The following is a 14,915-nucleotide window of genomic DNA, read 5'->3' on the forward strand; positions in this document are numbered from 1 at the left end:
GTGATTCTCCTTCGAGCCATCCCTCTTGGCACGGGGATACGGTGTAGGTGCAACAGGATTGTGACAGTACCGTGATACAGCGCTCTGGGCAATACTTCGCCGGCTGGCCAGCGCGCGACTTCGGCAAGCGGAATCAGTTTTTGCCGTGCTCGCCTTCGGTTCCGCAAGGGATGATGTGCCGAGCCAAAAGCGCTGCAACGTCTGGGCGCGTCCCACAAGACACGCGGCGCTCCAAGGCTGTCAGGCGGCTACATTATATGGGCAGCGAAAGGGCGGATAACAATTCAGGCGGCTACCTGGCCCTCGACGGCGTGAACCAAAGCGTCGGGGTCGAGCGGCTTGGTGACGAAGCCGCTGGCGCCATGGGCGAGCACGGCGTGGCGGGTCTTTTCCTGGCTGTCGGCGGAAAGCACCATGATCGGCACCGGCGGCACCGCCATTTCCTCCTCGTGACGGCGGATGGCGGCGATCGCATCCAGCCCGTCCATGACGGGCATGTGCAGGTCCATCAGCACCACGTCAAAACGATGTTTGAGCCCGGCCTCGGTGACGGCCTCGACCGCGGCCTTGCCGTTGCCGACCACTTTCACGCGATGCCCGGCCTTCACAAGCGTGGCGCGGGCGAGCATGGCGTTGATGTCGTTGTCCTCGGCGATCAGCACCGACAGGCCTTGCCGGCGACCACCGAGGGTACGAATGGAGGGGGCTCCGCGTTTTTCCGGCTGCGGCTTGGGCAGCGTCGGGGCATGGCTGGTCAAAAGTACGCGCAACAGCGTCTCGCCGCGCACCGGCCTTGCCAGGAAGGTGGCGTAGCCACTGGCGCGGAATTCGCCAAGCATGCCGCGGTCGGTCGGCGCGATCAGCGTGATGGCCTCGCAATCGGCAAAGCCGCTTTGGCGCAAGCGCTTGAGCAGCCGTCCATCGCTGTCTTCCATGGCTGCATCGATCAGAAGCACGTCGCAGTCCGCGGCAAAAGGCGCCGCCTGGGCCGAGGTAGCAGCCAGATTGACGACGCCGCCATGGGCACGGATGGTGCGGGCGATGGCATCGGCCTCGATGGCGTTCTTCGAGACGATCACCGCGTGCCGGCCCGATAGAATGCTCTGGCGGTTTTGCGGTGCCTCGGTGGCCGCAATGGCCGGGATTTCGAAGACGAATTCAGATCCTTCGCCGAGCCGGCTCGACACCGAGATGGTGCCGCCCATGGCTGTCACCAGGCGCCTGGAGATGGCAAGACCGAGGCCGGCGCCGCCATGCACACGGGTCGAGGTGCCGTCGGATTGTTCGAATTCCTCGAAGATGCGCTCCATGTCGTCCTCGCGCAGTCCGGGGCCGGTGTCGGCAACGATGAAGCAAATGCGGTCGGTCGTCTCGGTGCGTGCCCGTGCGACGCTGACCAGCACGCCGCCGCTGTCGGTGAATTTGACGGCATTGCCGATGAGGTTGAGCAGCACCTGCCTCACCCTGCCGGGGTCGGCTGTGATCATCAGCGGCACGTCGGGTTCGACGTGACAGCCGAGGCCGATGTTCTTGGCGAAGGCTTTCGCCGCCATCAGTTCGATGATGTTGTCGGCGATTTCGCGCAGCGATGTCGGCTGCGGTTCCGGGTCGAAGCGGCCTGCCTCGATCTTGGAATAGTCGAGCAGGTCCTCGATCAGGGCGAGCAGTGCGCTGGCCGAGGTCGAGACGGCACTGACATAGGTCCGCTGCTCAGGCGAAAGATGGGTGTCGGCCAGAAGCTTGGCCATGCCCATGATGCCGTTCATCGGCGTGCGGATTTCATGGCTGACGGTTGCGAGGAAGCGCGATTTGGCCTGGCTTGCATATTCGGCGCGTTCGCGGGCGGTGATCAGTGACGATTCCGCGCGCTTGCGGGCGGTGATGTCGCGGGCGATCGCCCGGTGCGAGACGGCGCCCGAGTCCTTCTCGCGCACCGACAGTTCGATCCACGAGAACCAGCGCGGCCCGGCCGGCGTGCGGATGGCGACGTCGGTGGAGCTCAAACATTCGTGATCCGAAAAGGCGGCATCGGGGACAATGCCGACGTCGATGCCGAGTTCGGTCAGGGTCTTGCCGGCAAGGTCGCGCTGATCGATTTCGACAAGGCCGGCGAAAACCTTGTTGGCATAGACGATGTGGCCGTCGCGGTCGCGATGGACGACGAGGTCGCCCAGCGCATCGATGAGCCCGCGAAAACGCTCCTCGCTCTCCTGCATCTCCCACATGCGATCGGCCAGCGTCTCGATCTCGGCGCGGCTGCGGGCCGTGGCTTCGTCGAGCAGGGCCACTGTCCGGCGCTCGGCGCGCCTGGCGCGCAGATGCATGACGAGGCCGCCCATGCCGGTCGCCAGCAAGCCGATGGTGATGAAGATCGGCGCTCCGGTCAGATGCGACAGTCCCGCCAGAACGGCGATGGCGACGACCGTCAGGAAGGGCAGGCCCTCGCGGGTGGCGGGCGGCAGTTCGGGCGCCAGCGGCGGCGCGACGAGAATCCGCCGCTTCGGCAGCTCGGGGCTCAGCCCGTCGATGCCTTCGGCACTGTCCGCCTCCCTGATGCCGGATTCCGCGATCATGCGAAATCCCTATCAAACAGAGATTATGGAAGACTGCGGCGGATCGTTCGAATTTTAGCGGTCGAGCGATTCAGGACGGAAAACCGCTTCACATTTTTCCTGGAATGCCCCTGAGGGCCTTACATATCCACCACGACGCGACCGCGGATCTTGCCGTCGACGATGTCATGCGCGGCATCGATGATGCCGTCGAAGCCAATGGTTGTGGACAGGCTGGCGAGTTTCTCAAGGTCGAGATCGGTGCCGATGCGGCGCCACGCCTCGATGCGGACCGCCTTCGGCGCCATCACCGAATCGATGCCGAGCAGCGAAACACCGCGCAGGATGAACGGGGCGACGCTCGACGGCAGATCCATGCCGCCGGCCAGGCCGCAGGCGGCGACCGCGCCGCCATAGGAGGTCATCGACAGCACATTGGCCAGCGTATGGCTGCCGACCGCATCGATGCCGCCGGCCCAGCGCTCCTTGGCCAGCGGCTTTGCCGGTTGGGCGAGCTCGTCGCGCGAGATTACTTCCGCCGCGCCAAGGTCGATCAGATAGGGGCTTTCGGCGTTGCGGCCGGTCGAGGCGATGACATGATAGCCGAGGCTGGACAGGATCGAGACGGCGACCGAGCCGACGCCGCCGGCAGCGCCCGTCACCACCACCGGGCCGCGATCAGGCACGATGCCGTGCCGCTCCAGTGCGATGACGCAAAGCATGGCCGTGTAGCCGGCCGTGCCGACTGCCATGGCGTCATGCGCGCTCATGCCGTCCGGCAGCGGCACCAGCCAATCGCCCTTGACGCGGGCGCGTCCGGCATAGGCGCCGAAATGCGTCTCGCCGACGCCCCAGCCGTTCAAGATTACCTTGTCGCCCTTGCGCCAGTCGTCATGGGAAGACGAGATGACGGTGCCGGCGAAATCGATGCCCGGCACCAACGGCCAGCGGCGGATCACCGGCGCCTTGCCGGTGATGGCCAGCCCGTCCTTGTAGTTGACCGTCGTCGCTTCTACCGCGACGGTGACATCGCCTTCCATCAGATCGGCTTCGGTGAGGTCGGTCACGGCCACCGACTGCTTCTTCTCGGCGTCGCGTGAAACGAGGATGGCTTTGAAGGTCTCGGTCACTTTTGTCTCCTCGGTCTGGCGGTGCGTGGACTGTGCGGCGACAGCCCGGCGCGGTCAATCGTTCAAGAGAGCCGGGCGTTCAAGCGTCCGGACCTTGCGGCTTCACTTCGCGCCGCCAGCCGATGAGTTCGTCGAAGACGACCAGCGCGGCGCCGATCGAAATGAAGGCGTCGGCGAGGTTGAAGATGGCGAAGGACCAGACCGGCGTGTGGAACAGGATGTAATCGATGACGTGGCCGTAGACGGCACGGTCAATGAGATTGCCGAGCGCGCCGCCGACGATCAATGCAAAGCCGATGCGGGCAAGCACGTGGGCGGGCGGCGTACGCGTCGCGAGATAGAGCACGAAAGCGACGACGAGAGCCGCAATCACCACCAGGCCGGTATCGCCGAAGGATGAAAACATCGAGAAGGCAATGCCGGTGTTATAGGTGCGGTACAGCGCCAGGAACGGCACCAGATCGATTTTTTCCTGGAAGGCGAGACCGGTTTCGACCAGATGTTTCACCCATTGATCGAGGCCGATTGCCGCCACAGTCAGCAGGACGTAGGGGGACCATGATTTCACGGTTTGGTATCCTCAGGGGCAAGCTTCAGCGCGCCGCGCCGGATCTCGAACAGCATGATGCCGGTGGCGACCGCAAGGTTGAGCGAATCGGCGCGGCCCGCCTGCGGAATGCGCAGCAGCCTGTCGCAGCTTTCGGCCAGATTGTCGGGCAGGCCCTGCTGCTCGTTGCCCATCATCAAGAGCACCGGGCCCCTGGAGAAATCGACCGAACGATAGTCGACCGCCCCTTTTAGATGCGTGCCGGCGACGAGGCCTGAAAAGCTGTTGCGCCAGGCGAGAAAGGCTTCCGGCGTGGCTTTGGTCACCGGCACGGCGAAGATCGAACCCATGGTGGCGCGCACGGTTTCGACGGAAAAAGGATCGGTGGTTTCACCGACCAGGATGACGCCCTTGGCGCCGACGGCATCGACGGTGCGGATGACGGTGCCGAGATTACCGGGGTCGCGCACCCGGTCGAGCGCCACCCAGACGTCGCCGTCGTGGGCGCGGATGTCCCTCAGCGCCAAGAATTTTTGCGAGAAGACGCCAACCACCATTTGCGGATTGTCGCGGCGGGTGATGGCGACCAGCACCTTTTCCGACACTTCGAGCACGGTGCCGCCGGCGGCAACCGTGCGCGCCGCCACCTTTTCGATGGCCGCATTGCCGCGCCCGGCCTTGGCGAAGACCAGCGTCTTGATCGACCAGCCGAGGTCGAGCGCGTCGATGACCAGTTTCAGCCCTTCGGCCATGAAGGCGTTCTGCTGGTCGCGGAATTTCTTCTGCGCCAGCGCCTTGATGTCCTTGATCAGCGGATTGGCGAGGCTGGTGACTTCCTTGACCTGCCCCGGTGCGCCTGCGTGCCGCTCGTTCATCAGGCCACCCAGCGCGAGAACAGCGAGGTCGACAGCGCGCGGCCGGCCGACTTCTCGCGGATGATCAGTTCGCCGGATTCGACCGTACCGCCCATGCCGGCAAAGGTGTCGCGCAGCAAGGCATGTATGGCGAAGAAGGAGGCGCGGATCGAATAGGCGGTCAGCACCACGGCCAGCGGCTTGGGCGTCAGGATTGCGCGGCAGAGGTCGGTGAGCGCTGGCAGATCCTCGAACAATTGCCAGACCTCGCCCTTGGGGCCGCGTCCATAGGCAGGCGGGTCGAACAGGATGATGTCGTAGCGGCTGCCGCGGCGCTCCTCGCGCTCGACGAATTTCATGGCGTCGTCGACGATCCAGCGGATCGGCTTGCTGCCGAGGCCGGCCATCTCCTGGTTCTCGCGGGCCCAGCCGATCGCCTTCTTGGAGGCATCGACATGGGTGACCTCGGCGCCGGCGCGAGCCGTCACCAGCGAGGCAAGGCCAGTGTAGCCGAACAGGTTCAGCACCTTGACCGGCCGCTTTGCCGCCGCGATCAATGCGGCCATGTGATCCCAATGCGAGGCCTGCTCGGGGAAGACGCCGACATGGCGAAACGAGGTGAAGCGGCCGAGATAGTCGATGCCGTCATGCTTCATCGGCCAGGTCTCGCCGAGTGGCGTCCCGGGGAAGCGCCAGCGGCCGATGCCTTCTTCGTCGGTGTCGCCGGTGAAAATCGCGTCGGCACGGTCCCAGTCCCTTGCCGGCAGCGCCTTTTGCCAGATCGCCTGGCCCTCGGGCCGCACGATGCGATAGGGACCGTATTGCTCGAGCTTTTGGCCGGCGCCACTGTCGAGCAGCGCATAATCCTGATTGGGCGCCACTTCGAGTATCAGCGGCAGCCGCTCGGAGGGCAGGGCGCCCGGGCGGCGCGACAGGACGCGCGGCGCGGATTTGGGGTCGGACCGGTCGTCCGGTTTTGTCTGTGGCCTTGCCGCTGCGCCAGTCTCGCGTAGACGCGACTGTTCAGCCTTTGCGGGCTGACGCGGGCGGTTGTCGCGGTTTCTGTCGCGAAAGGATTTCAAGAAGGAAAATCTCCGGAGCGGGTGGCCGCTTTTGACATAGGGGCACCTGCTTCGCAACAAAATGGTCCTGCACGCGTTCGGCGCCGGTTTCTGTCGTGGGGTAATGGACCTCGCCGGAAGAAACGGGCAAATCTGAAAAACATGTCCCGCTCCGAACGCCTGCTCGACCTGATCCAGATCCTGCGCCGGCATCGCCGGCCGGTCAGCGGCCGCACGCTCGCCGGCGAGATGGGGATCTCGATCCGCACGCTCTACCGCGACATTGCCACGCTGCAGGGACAGGGCGCGCCGATCGAGGGCGAGGCGGGGCTGGGTTATGTGCTCAAGCCCGGCTTCATGCTGCCGCCGCTGATGTTCACCGACGAGGAGATCGAGGCCATCGTGCTCGGTTCGCGCTGGGTCGCCAAGCAGCCGGATTCACGGCTTTCGGCGGCTGCCACCGACGCGCTGGCCAAGATCGCCGCGGTGCTGCCGGACGATCTGCGCGAGGATCTGGATGCGACGACGCTGCTCGTCGGGCCGCGCATCGAGGCCGTCGAGGGCATCGACCTCGGGCTGGTGCGGCAAGCCATCCGCAACGAGCGCAAGCTCGGCTTTCTCTATCGCGATGCCGGTGGTGCTGCTTCGCAGCGCATGGTCTGGCCGTTTGCGCTCGGCTTCTTCGACAAGGTGCGGGTGGTGGTGGCCTGGTGCGAGACGCGGCAGGATTTCAGGCATTTTCGCGCCGATCGCATCTCCGGGTTCAACGTCACCGAGACGCGCTATCCGCGCCGCCGCCAAATGTTGTTGAAGGAATGGCGGGCGACGCTCGACGCGCCACGGCGTTAGCTGCCCGTGATCACTGCTGCCAGAATCTGACAGCAGCATCTCCTATGGTCTTCGTATCGAAACCCTTGGAGAGCAGAAAATGACAACTCCCAATTTCATCATCCTCTATGTCGACAAGCCCGAGCAGAGCGGCGTCTTCTACAGCGCGCTGTTCGGCCGCCAGCCGGTCGAGACGTCGCCGACCTTCGTGCTGTTCGTGCTCGACAACGGCTTCAAGCTCGGCCTCTGGTCGCGCCATACGGTGGAGCCGGCCGCCGCGGCCGCGGGCGGCGGTGCGGAGATCGTCTTTGCGCTGGAAACGCCGGACGCGGTCGATGCCACCCATGCCGATTGGGCCGGGCGTGGGCTGAACATCCTGCAGACGCCAACCGACATGGATTTCGGTCGCACTTTCGTCGCGCTCGATCCTGACAATCATCGGCTGCGCGTCTATTGGCTGAACGACGGAGAACAAGCATGAGCGGGCATTGGATCGCGGTCGCTTCGGCCGAGCATGTGCGGCGCGGCCGACGCGACGGCTTTATGCAGGTCAACCACGGCAAGGCAGCGCCGCTTCGCCGCATCAAACCCGGCGATGGCATTGTCTACTATTCGCCGACCACCATTTTGGGCGAGAAGGACGGCCTACAGTCGTTCACCGCCATCGGCACGGTGCGTGAAGGAGAACCCTATCAGGGCGATATGGGCGGCGGCTTCACGCCCTACCGGCGCGACGTCGAATGGGCAAAGGCGCAAGAGGCGCCGATCAAGCCGCTGCTCGACAGGCTCGAATTCACCGCCGGCAAGTCGAACTGGGGCTATCAGCTGCGCTTTGGCCTGTTTGCGCTCAGCGAGGGTGATTTTTCGCTGATCACCGAGGCGATGGGGGTCGAAATCAAGCAGGATGCTACCGCTTGAGCGCCTTGTAGACGGCAATGCCGGCGGCGAGGTCTTCGAGGGCGGCACCAACCGACTTGAACAGGGTGATCTCGTCGGGGCTTTGCCGGCCTTCTTTCTCACCACGCGCCAATTCATGCAGGTCGGCGACGATGGCTTCCGCTTTCAGCACGCCGGAGGCCAGCGGCTGGACGATGTCGCCGGCTTCCTTGGTGGCGCCGGCGCGGGTGTCGACATAGACGCGGGCCTGCGCGATCGCATCGTCGTCGCTTTCGCGCATGGTTGGCGTGAAGCCGCCGACGAGATCGACATGGGTTCCCGGCCGCAACAGGGCGCCCCGGATCAGCGGCGTCGTGGTGATGGTTGCCGAGGAGATGATGTCGGCCTGGCCGAGTTCGGCGTCGAGATCGCCCGCGGCTTCGGCGGCAAAGCCTTCGGCACGCAGATCCGCCGCAACTTTTTCGGCGTTGGCCGGCGTGCGGTTCCAGATGCGGATGGATTTGATCGGCCGCACCGCCGAATGCGCCTTTGCCAGAAACGGCGATAGCGCGCCGGCGCCAACCACCAGCAGCCGCGAAGCGTCCGTGCGGGCCAGATAGGAAGCAGCCAGCGCCGAGGCGCAAGCCGTGCGCCACTGCGTCAGCCGCTGGCCGTCGATCAAGGCCTCTGGCTCGCCGGTGGCGCCGTCGAGCAGGAGATAAAGCCCCATCACGGCGGGTTTGCCGATGGCATTGTTGTCTGGCGAGACCGTGACGATCTTGACGCCGATATGGCCGCCGGCAGAGGTGCCGGCGGCGTTGAAGTCGGTCCAGGCCGGCATCAAAAGCAGGGTCGAGGCCGCGCCGTCGGGCCGCTCGACCGTGTGGTGATGACGGACCGGCTGCACCGCACCGTCACGGAAGGCCACGCGCAATGTCTCGACCAGTCCTGGAAAGGTCAGCGCATGGTCGACCTCGGCGGCCGAAATGGTCAGCATGAAAAACTCCGTGGAGAAAGCGCGATCTGGCGCTTCAATTCGTCGGTTTCGGCAAGGCTGACCCTTGGGCCGACCCTTGGGCCGAGCCTTGTGGCGCGGCCGGCGCACGGCTGACCGCCTGGCGCAGGTTTTCGGCCTCGACGCCGCGCTGGCGCGCCAGCTTGCGATAGTGGCCCTGCCTGACCCAGGTCGCCAGGCTGCCGACGATCATGCCGACGGCGAGCGCGAGGAACAGGTAGATGAAGAGCGGCAAGGTCAGCGTCAGCGCCGGATTGCCGGGATGGAATGGGTCGAGCGTGAAGGCAACCAATTCGCGATTGGCCACGGCCAGCGCGATCAGGATGATGGCCAGAGGCACGAAGACCACGATGAGAACAAAGCGATTGAACATAGTATTTCCTGTCGAAAGGCGGGCCATGCCGACGGCCGGCATGGCCCATGAACCCGCGGCGCCTATTTGCCGCCGTTCAGCCTTTCGCGCAACTCCTTGCCGGTCTTGAAGAACGGCACCCATTTCTCCTCGACCTCGACGGATTCGCCGGTGCGTGGGTTGCGCCCGGTGCGGGCGGGGCGATTTTTCACCGAAAAAGCGCCGAAGCCGCGCAGTTCGACCCGGTTGCCTTCGGCAAGGGCGTCGGTGATCTCGTCGAAAATAGCGCCGACGATGTTTTCAACGTCGCGCAGGAAAAGATGCGGGTTGCGCGTGGCAATAATTTGCACAAGTTCGGATTTGATCATGAGAGGGGTCCCCGTGAAAGCACTGCGGTCGAAATTATGAGGATGATTTTATTTGCTTTTTTCACTCGTCCCAGAAGGCTTATCAAGGGTGCCAGACGGAAACGAGACCGTCAAGAAACAAGCGGTCGGCGCCAAGTTCCTCAATGACGTCGCCGCTGGCGCCCGGCAGGCCGAGCGCGCTGCCGATGCTCTGCGCCATCGCTTTCGAGAACAGGAAGCCACCGCGCTTTTCAGTGCTCTTCCATTCCACCACCTTGAGCTTGGCATCGACACCCTTGGTCGCCAGCCAGTCGACCGCCTCTTGTTCACCGCCGACGGCGTCGATCAGCCGGTTGGCGACGCCCTGCCGGCCGGTGAAGATCGAACCGTCGGCAAGTGCCAGCGCCTGCTCGCGGGTCATCTTGCGGCGTTCGGCGACGATGCCGACGAACCAATCGTAGCTGTCGAGGATGAGTTTGCGGACCATGGCGCGCTCGTCGTCATTGGTCGGCTTGAAGGGCGAGGGCGAGGCTTTCAGCGGTGAAGATTTCACCTCTTCGAGCTTGATGCCGAGCTTGTCCATGAGGCCGCTGACATCGGGATACTGGATCAGCACGCCGATCGAGCCGACGATCGAGGTTTTGCGGGCAACGATATGGTCCGTGGCGGTTGCGATCATGTAGCCGGCGGACGCGGCGAGCGTGCCGACCTCGGCCACCACCGGCTTGTCGGCGGCGAGCTTGCGCACTTCCTCGTAAATGGATTCGCCACCGACCGTGGTGCCGCCTGGCGAATCGATCGACAGGATCACGCCCTTCACCGTCGAGGACTGGCGGATGGTTTCCAGCCGTTTGATGAGTTCCTCGTCCTCGGTGATGGTGCCTTCGATCCTGATCTTGGCGATATGGCTAACGCCTGTGCCGGCGAAGTCGTCATCATAAACCCAGGCTGAAAGGGCGATCAGCCCGGCCGCTACCACAGCAAACGCCGCAACACGCCAGAACGTCAGCTTGCGTCGCAAACGGCGGCGGTCGATCAGGTCGTCGGCTCTCAGTGCCATGGTCAGCCTCATGGTGGGTGGGAAGAGATGCTTTTAGAGCAAGCGTCCGCGCCCGGCTACCGTTTCCTGATGGGCGCGCGCCAAACACGGGATCGTCAACGCCGGCGAAGCGGTATTTGATGAAAAATTAACGCTGCGCGCCCGTATCTGGTATGAAGTGCGGACAGTTGTGTTGACTTCATTTTCGTTTGTACAACAGCAGCCGTCACATTTTTGCGATTTTCCTCCGCTTGTGCTTGCTTGCGGAGGTCGACATCCCACCTATGGGCGGTGTCTGGCGGGCAAGGGTTAATAGAAAGCAGTTATGTTAGCGCGACCGAATGAACCGACCAATGCCGAGACGGTATTGGCTCCTGCGGTGCCTGGCACTGCGCGGGTCGACGCCTTTGGCCTTGCGCAGCGCCATTCGCGCCGTGTCCGCGTCTTGAAGTTCGTCGTACCGCTGGTTGCCGCTCTGATCGCCATTGCCTTTCCGGTGTACTCTTATTTTGCGGCCCCCATTTCCGTCTCGGTGCAGGCCGATGGCAGCGCCTATGCCGACGGCAAGCTGGTGATGGCCAACCCCAAGCTCAACGGATTCACCAAGCAGAAGCTGCCCTATTCGCTGACAGCCTTGCGCGCCACCCAGGACGTCGGCAAGCAGGACATCATCGATCTGGAAGGCATCAATGCCAAAGTGCCGCTCACGGCCGACAATGTGGCAACGGTCAATGCGACACGCGGCATCTACAATCGCGCCGGCAACACGATGGACCTGACCAGCGATGTCACCGTGACCACGACCGATGGCGTCGAGGCGAAATTCAAATCGGTCTTTCTCGACATGGGCAAAGGCTCTATGAAGACGAATGATCCCGTCGACGTCAGCCGTGGCGGGTCGCGTATCACGGCGGATTCGATGTCGGTCCAGGACAATGGCAAGGTCCTGGTCTTCGAAAACAGAGTGCGCGTCAACATCGATCCCGCCAGTCTGAAGGCGGCAGAGGCAAAGAGCGGAGAATCGAATGCGGCCCAGTAGTTCGACACGGCTTGTGGCCGCAACTTCGGCGCTGCTGCTGCTTGGGCTGACGCCATCGCTGGCCCAGTCCAGCACCAGCCAGGTGTCCGGGCTGCAATTGTCCGGCGACAAGCCGATCCAGATCGAAAGCGACAAGCTGGAGGTCCGCCAAGCGGACAGCCTCGCGGTGTTCACGGGCAATGTCACGGTCATTCAGGGGCCGACCATGCTCAAGGCCGGCAAGATGACGGTCTACTATGTCAAGGATCCGAACGCCGCCAAGGGCGCCGCCGCCAATGCCTCGGCGATGACCGGCTCGGCCAACATCGACCATTTGGACGTCGACAACCGGGTCTATATCAAATCGAACGACCAGATCGCCACCGGCGACCGCGGCACCTTCGACATGAAAACCGAAGTGCTCGTCCTGTCCGGCAAGGAAGTGGTTCTGTCTCAGGGCGACAACGTGCTCAAAGGCTGCAAGCTTACCGTGCAGATGAAGAGCGGCCTGGCCCAGGTCGACGCTTGCGGCGGGCGCGTCATCATGTCGATCACGCCGCCGCCGAAGTCGGGAGCGGCGAAGCCCTAATGGTCGACGTATCATCGCTGATGGCGCGTCTTCCAGGGCGGGCCGCCAGCAAGCTTGCGGCACCGGCCACGGTCACCGTCGATCCGGCAAAGTTCAAGGGAACCTTGATCGCGAAAGGCCTGACCAAGAGCTACAAGGGCCGCAAGGTGGTCAGCGGCGTGACCATCGGCGTGCGCGCCGGCGAGGCGGTCGGTCTGCTCGGGCCCAACGGCGCCGGCAAGACGACCTGTTTCTACATGGTCACCGGACTGGTGCCGGTCGACGAAGGCACGATCGAGATCGACGGCTTCGACGTCACCTCGATGCCGATGTATCGCCGCGCCCGCCTCGGCATCGGCTACCTTCCCCAGGAAGCGTCGATCTTCCGCGGCCTCAATGTCGAGCAGAACATCCGCGCCGTGCTGGAAGTGGTCGAAAAGGACCGCAAGGCGCGCGAGCGGGCGCTGGACGAACTGCTCGAGGAATTTCACATCAGCCATTTGCGCAAGGCGCCGTCGATGTCGCTGTCCGGCGGCGAGCGGCGGCGGCTTGAAATCGCGCGGGCGCTGGCGACGCGGCCGGCCTACATGCTGCTCGACGAGCCTTTCGCCGGCATCGATCCGATCGCCGTCGCCGATATCCAGCAGCTCGTGCGCCACCTGACGGCGCGCGGCATCGGCGTGCTCATCACCGATCACAATGTCCGCGAGACGCTCGGCCTGATCGACCGCGCCTACATCATCCATGCCGGCCAGGTGCTGACGCATGGCCGGGCGGATGAAGTGGTCGCCAATGCGGATGTGCGGCGCCTGTATCTCGGTGAGGGATTTACGCTCTAAGCGTGAAATCCCCGCCCAATTCGATTTTTCAAGAAAATTTCGATCGTTTTTCGCGATTTTTCTCGACGCTAACGCCGGGGTAACCGGCTTTTGCTAGCAATTGCCTTGACAAGCAAAAGCCGGGCCAGTTTCTATGACCGGCTGGGAAAATTGGTCCCGACAGTTCCGGATGCGTAAACGAGGCGTTTGAAACCGAACCATGGCGCTGGCTGCCAAACTACAGCTCCGACAATCCCAGTCGCTGGTGATGACGCCGCAGCTGATGCAGTCGATTCGGCTGCTGCAGCTCACCCATATCGAGCTTGAACACTTCATCGACGATGAGATCGAGCGCAATCCGCTTCTGGAGCGCGCCGAACCCCAGGACGACGCCGCCAGCGACCAGGCGCAGAAGGCCGACGCCGCGCCCGAACCCGCGGCCGAGGGCGACTGGTTCGAAAACGAGACGCAATGGAGCGCCGAGGCGATCTCGGACAAGCTCGATACCTCGCTGGAAAACCTGTTTCAGGACGATCCTGGCACGAGCGAACGGCTTGGGCCTGACCTGACGGCGCAATGGAAATCGGCCGCCGGCAACAGTTCCGCGTCCTCGGGCGAAGGCTTCGATGTCGGCGACATGGCCGCCGCCGCCATCACCATGCGCGAGCATGTCGGCGAGCAGATTGCCCTTGCCTTTGCCGATCCGGCGGAGCGGCTGATTGCCGGCGAGTTGGCCGATGGCCTCGACGAGGCCGGCTACATGCGCGCCGATATGGAGGAGATCGCGGCCCGTCTCGGCACCGACGCTGCCACGGTGGCCAAGGTACTGGCGGTCTGCCAGACATTCGAGCCTGTCGGCCTGTTTGCCCGCGACCTCGCCGAATGCCTGTCGCTGCAGCTGGTCGTGCGCGACCGGTTCGATCCGGCGATGAAGGCGCTGATCGCCAATCTGGAACTGCTGGCGCGGCGCGATTTCCAGACGCTGAAACGGATTTGCGGCGTCGACGAGGAGGATCTTCTCGACATGCTGGCCGAAATCCGGGCGCTCGATCCGCGACCCGGCACGGCGTTTTCGGGCGGCACCAGCGACGCCATCGTCGCCGATGTCGAAGTGCGGGCGGCAAACGATGGCAGCTGGACGGTGGAACTTAACGCCGAAACGCTGCCGCGCGTGCTGGTCGACCACATTTATTTCGCCCAGGTTTCGCCGCAGGCAAAAAACCAGACGGAACGGGATTTTCTGGCCGAGTGCCTGCAAAATGCCAACTGGCTGACGCGCAGCCTCGACCAGCGGGCCAAGACCATCCTCAAGGTCGCCTCGGAAATCGTGCGCCAGCAGGATGCGTTTCTCATGCATGGCGTGCGTCACCTCAGGCCGCTCAACCTGCGCACGGTGGCCGACGCCATCGGCATGCACGAGTCGACGGTCAGCCGGGTCACGGCCAACAAATACATGCTGACGCCGCGCGGTGTGTTCGAACTGCGCTATTTCTTCACCGCCTCTATCGCAGCGTCGGGCGGCGGCGATGCGCATTCGTCGGAAGCGGTGCGCGATCGCATCAAACAGCTGATCGACGAGGAAAAACCCGTCGACGTGCTTTCCGACGACGCGATTGTGGATATGTTGCGCGAAAATGGCGTCGATATCGCCCGGCGCACGGTCGCCAAGTACCGGGAAGGCATGAACATTCCGTCCTCGGTGCAGCGGCGGCGCGAAAAGCGCGCGCTGGCCAGCGCCGGCCGCTGAACGCGGGCTGAATTTCCACAGTTTTCGCGCTTCATTGACAAGCCGCGATGAAGTGGCTAGAAGCCCGCCCGCATGAGACGGGCTGGATTGCCCGCATGCGGATGGTCCGTCACGACGTAGGCCACGGGACGGCCAAGAGGCGGCTTGTGATCAATCGGAAAGT

Annotated in this window: 16 protein-coding genes; 7 read left to right on the plus strand and 9 right to left on the minus strand. The window is 63.9% G+C overall.

Annotation, left to right across the window (positions count from 1 at the left end):
- Window positions 1-284: 284 nt before the first annotated feature.
- From AC1DVW_RS22135 to AC1DVW_RS22155, 5 genes are all read right to left on the minus strand, one after another.
- On the minus strand, window positions 285-2,573 hold the full coding sequence (locus AC1DVW_RS22135) for a hybrid sensor histidine kinase/response regulator (protein WP_477249221.1): 2,289 nt from the start codon (window positions 2,571-2,573) through the stop codon (window positions 285-287).
- A gap of 119 nt (window positions 2,574-2,692) precedes the next feature.
- Complete coding sequence (acuI, locus tag AC1DVW_RS22140) at window positions 2,693-3,682, minus strand: acrylyl-CoA reductase (NADPH) (protein WP_477249219.1); 990 nt, start codon at window positions 3,680-3,682, stop codon at window positions 2,693-2,695.
- A gap of 79 nt (window positions 3,683-3,761) precedes the next feature.
- Window positions 3,762-4,250, minus strand: coding sequence for a signal peptidase II (gene lspA, locus AC1DVW_RS22145; protein WP_477325884.1), 489 nt, complete (start codon window positions 4,248-4,250; stop codon window positions 3,762-3,764).
- Window positions 4,247-5,104: a TrmH family RNA methyltransferase gene (locus tag AC1DVW_RS22150; RefSeq protein WP_477249216.1), complete on the minus strand. Its 858-nt coding sequence runs from the start codon at window positions 5,102-5,104 to the stop codon at window positions 4,247-4,249. The genes lspA and AC1DVW_RS22150 overlap by 4 nt, the downstream gene beginning before the upstream one ends.
- Window positions 5,104-6,165 carry an RsmD family RNA methyltransferase gene (locus AC1DVW_RS22155; RefSeq protein WP_477325886.1) on the minus strand — a complete coding sequence of 354 codons (1,062 nt, stop codon included), beginning with the start codon at window positions 6,163-6,165 and terminating at the stop codon, window positions 5,104-5,106. The genes AC1DVW_RS22150 and AC1DVW_RS22155 overlap by 1 nt, the downstream gene beginning before the upstream one ends.
- 141 nt (window positions 6,166-6,306) lie before the next feature.
- Here AC1DVW_RS22155 and AC1DVW_RS22160 point away from each other — a divergent pair, with 141 nt between their 5' ends.
- The 3 genes from AC1DVW_RS22160 (at window position 6,307) to AC1DVW_RS22170 (ending at window position 7,890) form a co-directional block, all read left to right on the plus strand.
- Window positions 6,307-6,993: a helix-turn-helix transcriptional regulator gene (locus AC1DVW_RS22160; RefSeq protein ID WP_477325888.1), complete on the plus strand. Its 687-nt coding sequence runs from the start codon at window positions 6,307-6,309 to the stop codon at window positions 6,991-6,993.
- Window positions 6,994-7,072: 79 nt separating this feature from the next.
- Window positions 7,073-7,453, plus strand: coding sequence for a VOC family protein (locus AC1DVW_RS22165; RefSeq protein ID WP_477325890.1), 381 nt, complete (start codon window positions 7,073-7,075; stop codon window positions 7,451-7,453).
- A complete protein-coding gene (locus AC1DVW_RS22170; protein ID WP_477325892.1) occupies window positions 7,450-7,890 on the plus strand; it encodes an EVE domain-containing protein in 441 nt (146 codons plus the stop codon). Before AC1DVW_RS22165 ends, AC1DVW_RS22170 begins: the two co-directional genes overlap by 4 nt.
- Here AC1DVW_RS22170 and lhpI read toward each other — a convergent pair.
- From lhpI to sppA, 4 genes are all read right to left on the minus strand, one after another.
- The gene (lhpI, locus tag AC1DVW_RS22175; protein WP_477325894.1) at window positions 7,880-8,845 is read right to left on the minus strand and encodes a bifunctional Delta(1)-pyrroline-2-carboxylate/Delta(1)-piperideine-2-carboxylate reductase; all 966 of its coding nucleotides are present in this window, start codon (window positions 8,843-8,845) and stop codon (window positions 7,880-7,882) included. The genes AC1DVW_RS22170 and lhpI overlap by 11 nt on opposite strands.
- Window positions 8,846-8,879: 34 nt before the next feature.
- Window positions 8,880-9,236 carry a DUF1049 domain-containing protein gene (locus AC1DVW_RS22180; protein ID WP_477271342.1) on the minus strand — a complete coding sequence of 119 codons (357 nt, stop codon included), beginning with the start codon at window positions 9,234-9,236 and terminating at the stop codon, window positions 8,880-8,882.
- 62 nt (window positions 9,237-9,298) lie between these two features.
- Window positions 9,299-9,583, minus strand: coding sequence for an integration host factor subunit beta (locus AC1DVW_RS22185; RefSeq protein WP_006200394.1), 285 nt, complete (start codon window positions 9,581-9,583; stop codon window positions 9,299-9,301).
- Window positions 9,584-9,665: 82 nt separating this feature from the next.
- The gene (sppA, locus tag AC1DVW_RS22190; protein ID WP_477325896.1) at window positions 9,666-10,622 is read right to left on the minus strand and encodes a signal peptide peptidase SppA; all 957 of its coding nucleotides are present in this window, start codon (window positions 10,620-10,622) and stop codon (window positions 9,666-9,668) included.
- 304 nt (window positions 10,623-10,926) lie between these two features.
- Between sppA and lptC the strand changes: the two genes are divergently transcribed.
- The 4 genes from lptC to rpoN all read left to right on the plus strand — a co-directional run bounded on the left by lptC (window position 10,927) and on the right by rpoN (window position 14,752).
- On the plus strand, window positions 10,927-11,640 hold the full coding sequence (gene lptC / locus AC1DVW_RS22195; RefSeq protein WP_477271346.1) for an LPS export ABC transporter periplasmic protein LptC: 714 nt from the start codon (window positions 10,927-10,929) through the stop codon (window positions 11,638-11,640).
- Window positions 11,627-12,208, plus strand: coding sequence for an LptA/OstA family protein (locus AC1DVW_RS22200; RefSeq protein ID WP_477249202.1), 582 nt, complete (start codon window positions 11,627-11,629; stop codon window positions 12,206-12,208). The genes lptC and AC1DVW_RS22200 overlap by 14 nt, the downstream gene beginning before the upstream one ends.
- Entirely contained in the window at window positions 12,208-13,026 is an 819-nt protein-coding gene (gene lptB / locus AC1DVW_RS22205; RefSeq protein WP_477249201.1) for an LPS export ABC transporter ATP-binding protein, read from the plus strand. Before AC1DVW_RS22200 ends, lptB begins: the two co-directional genes overlap by 1 nt.
- Window positions 13,027-13,225: 199 nt before the next feature.
- A complete protein-coding gene (rpoN, locus tag AC1DVW_RS22210) occupies window positions 13,226-14,752 on the plus strand; it encodes an RNA polymerase factor sigma-54 (protein WP_477325898.1) in 1,527 nt (508 codons plus the stop codon).
- The last annotated feature ends 163 nt before the right edge of the window (window positions 14,753-14,915 follow it).

Source organism: Mesorhizobium sp. P3_B5 (genome assembly GCF_056402815.1).

Excerpts from the sequence above, each read along its gene's own strand:
- AC1DVW_RS22165 (WP_477325890.1), top strand. The coding sequence starts at position 7,073 with ATGACAACTCCCAATTTCATCATCCTCTATGTCGACAAGCCCGAGCAG.
- AC1DVW_RS22160 (WP_477325888.1), top strand. The coding sequence starts at position 6,307 with ATGTCCCGCTCCGAACGCCTGCTCGACCTGATCCAGATCCTGCGCCGG.
- AC1DVW_RS22135 (WP_477249221.1), bottom strand. The coding sequence starts at position 2,573 with ATGATCGCGGAATCCGGCATCAGGGAGGCGGACAGTGCCGAAGGCATC.
- AC1DVW_RS22185 (WP_006200394.1), bottom strand. The coding sequence starts at position 9,583 with ATGATCAAATCCGAACTTGTGCAAATTATTGCCACGCGCAACCCGCAT.
- AC1DVW_RS22200 (WP_477249202.1), top strand. The coding sequence starts at position 11,627 with ATGCGGCCCAGTAGTTCGACACGGCTTGTGGCCGCAACTTCGGCGCTG.
- lptB (WP_477249201.1), top strand. The coding sequence starts at position 12,208 with ATGGTCGACGTATCATCGCTGATGGCGCGTCTTCCAGGGCGGGCCGCC.
- AC1DVW_RS22150 (WP_477249216.1), bottom strand. The coding sequence starts at position 5,104 with ATGAACGAGCGGCACGCAGGCGCACCGGGGCAGGTCAAGGAAGTCACC.
- AC1DVW_RS22180 (WP_477271342.1), bottom strand. The coding sequence starts at position 9,236 with ATGTTCAATCGCTTTGTTCTCATCGTGGTCTTCGTGCCTCTGGCCATC.
- lptC (WP_477271346.1), top strand. The coding sequence starts at position 10,927 with ATGTTAGCGCGACCGAATGAACCGACCAATGCCGAGACGGTATTGGCT.
- rpoN (WP_477325898.1), top strand. The coding sequence starts at position 13,226 with ATGGCGCTGGCTGCCAAACTACAGCTCCGACAATCCCAGTCGCTGGTG.
- lhpI (WP_477325894.1), bottom strand. The coding sequence starts at position 8,845 with ATGCTGACCATTTCGGCCGCCGAGGTCGACCATGCGCTGACCTTTCCA.
- AC1DVW_RS22170 (WP_477325892.1), top strand. The coding sequence starts at position 7,450 with ATGAGCGGGCATTGGATCGCGGTCGCTTCGGCCGAGCATGTGCGGCGC.
- sppA (WP_477325896.1), bottom strand. The coding sequence starts at position 10,622 with ATGGCACTGAGAGCCGACGACCTGATCGACCGCCGCCGTTTGCGACGC.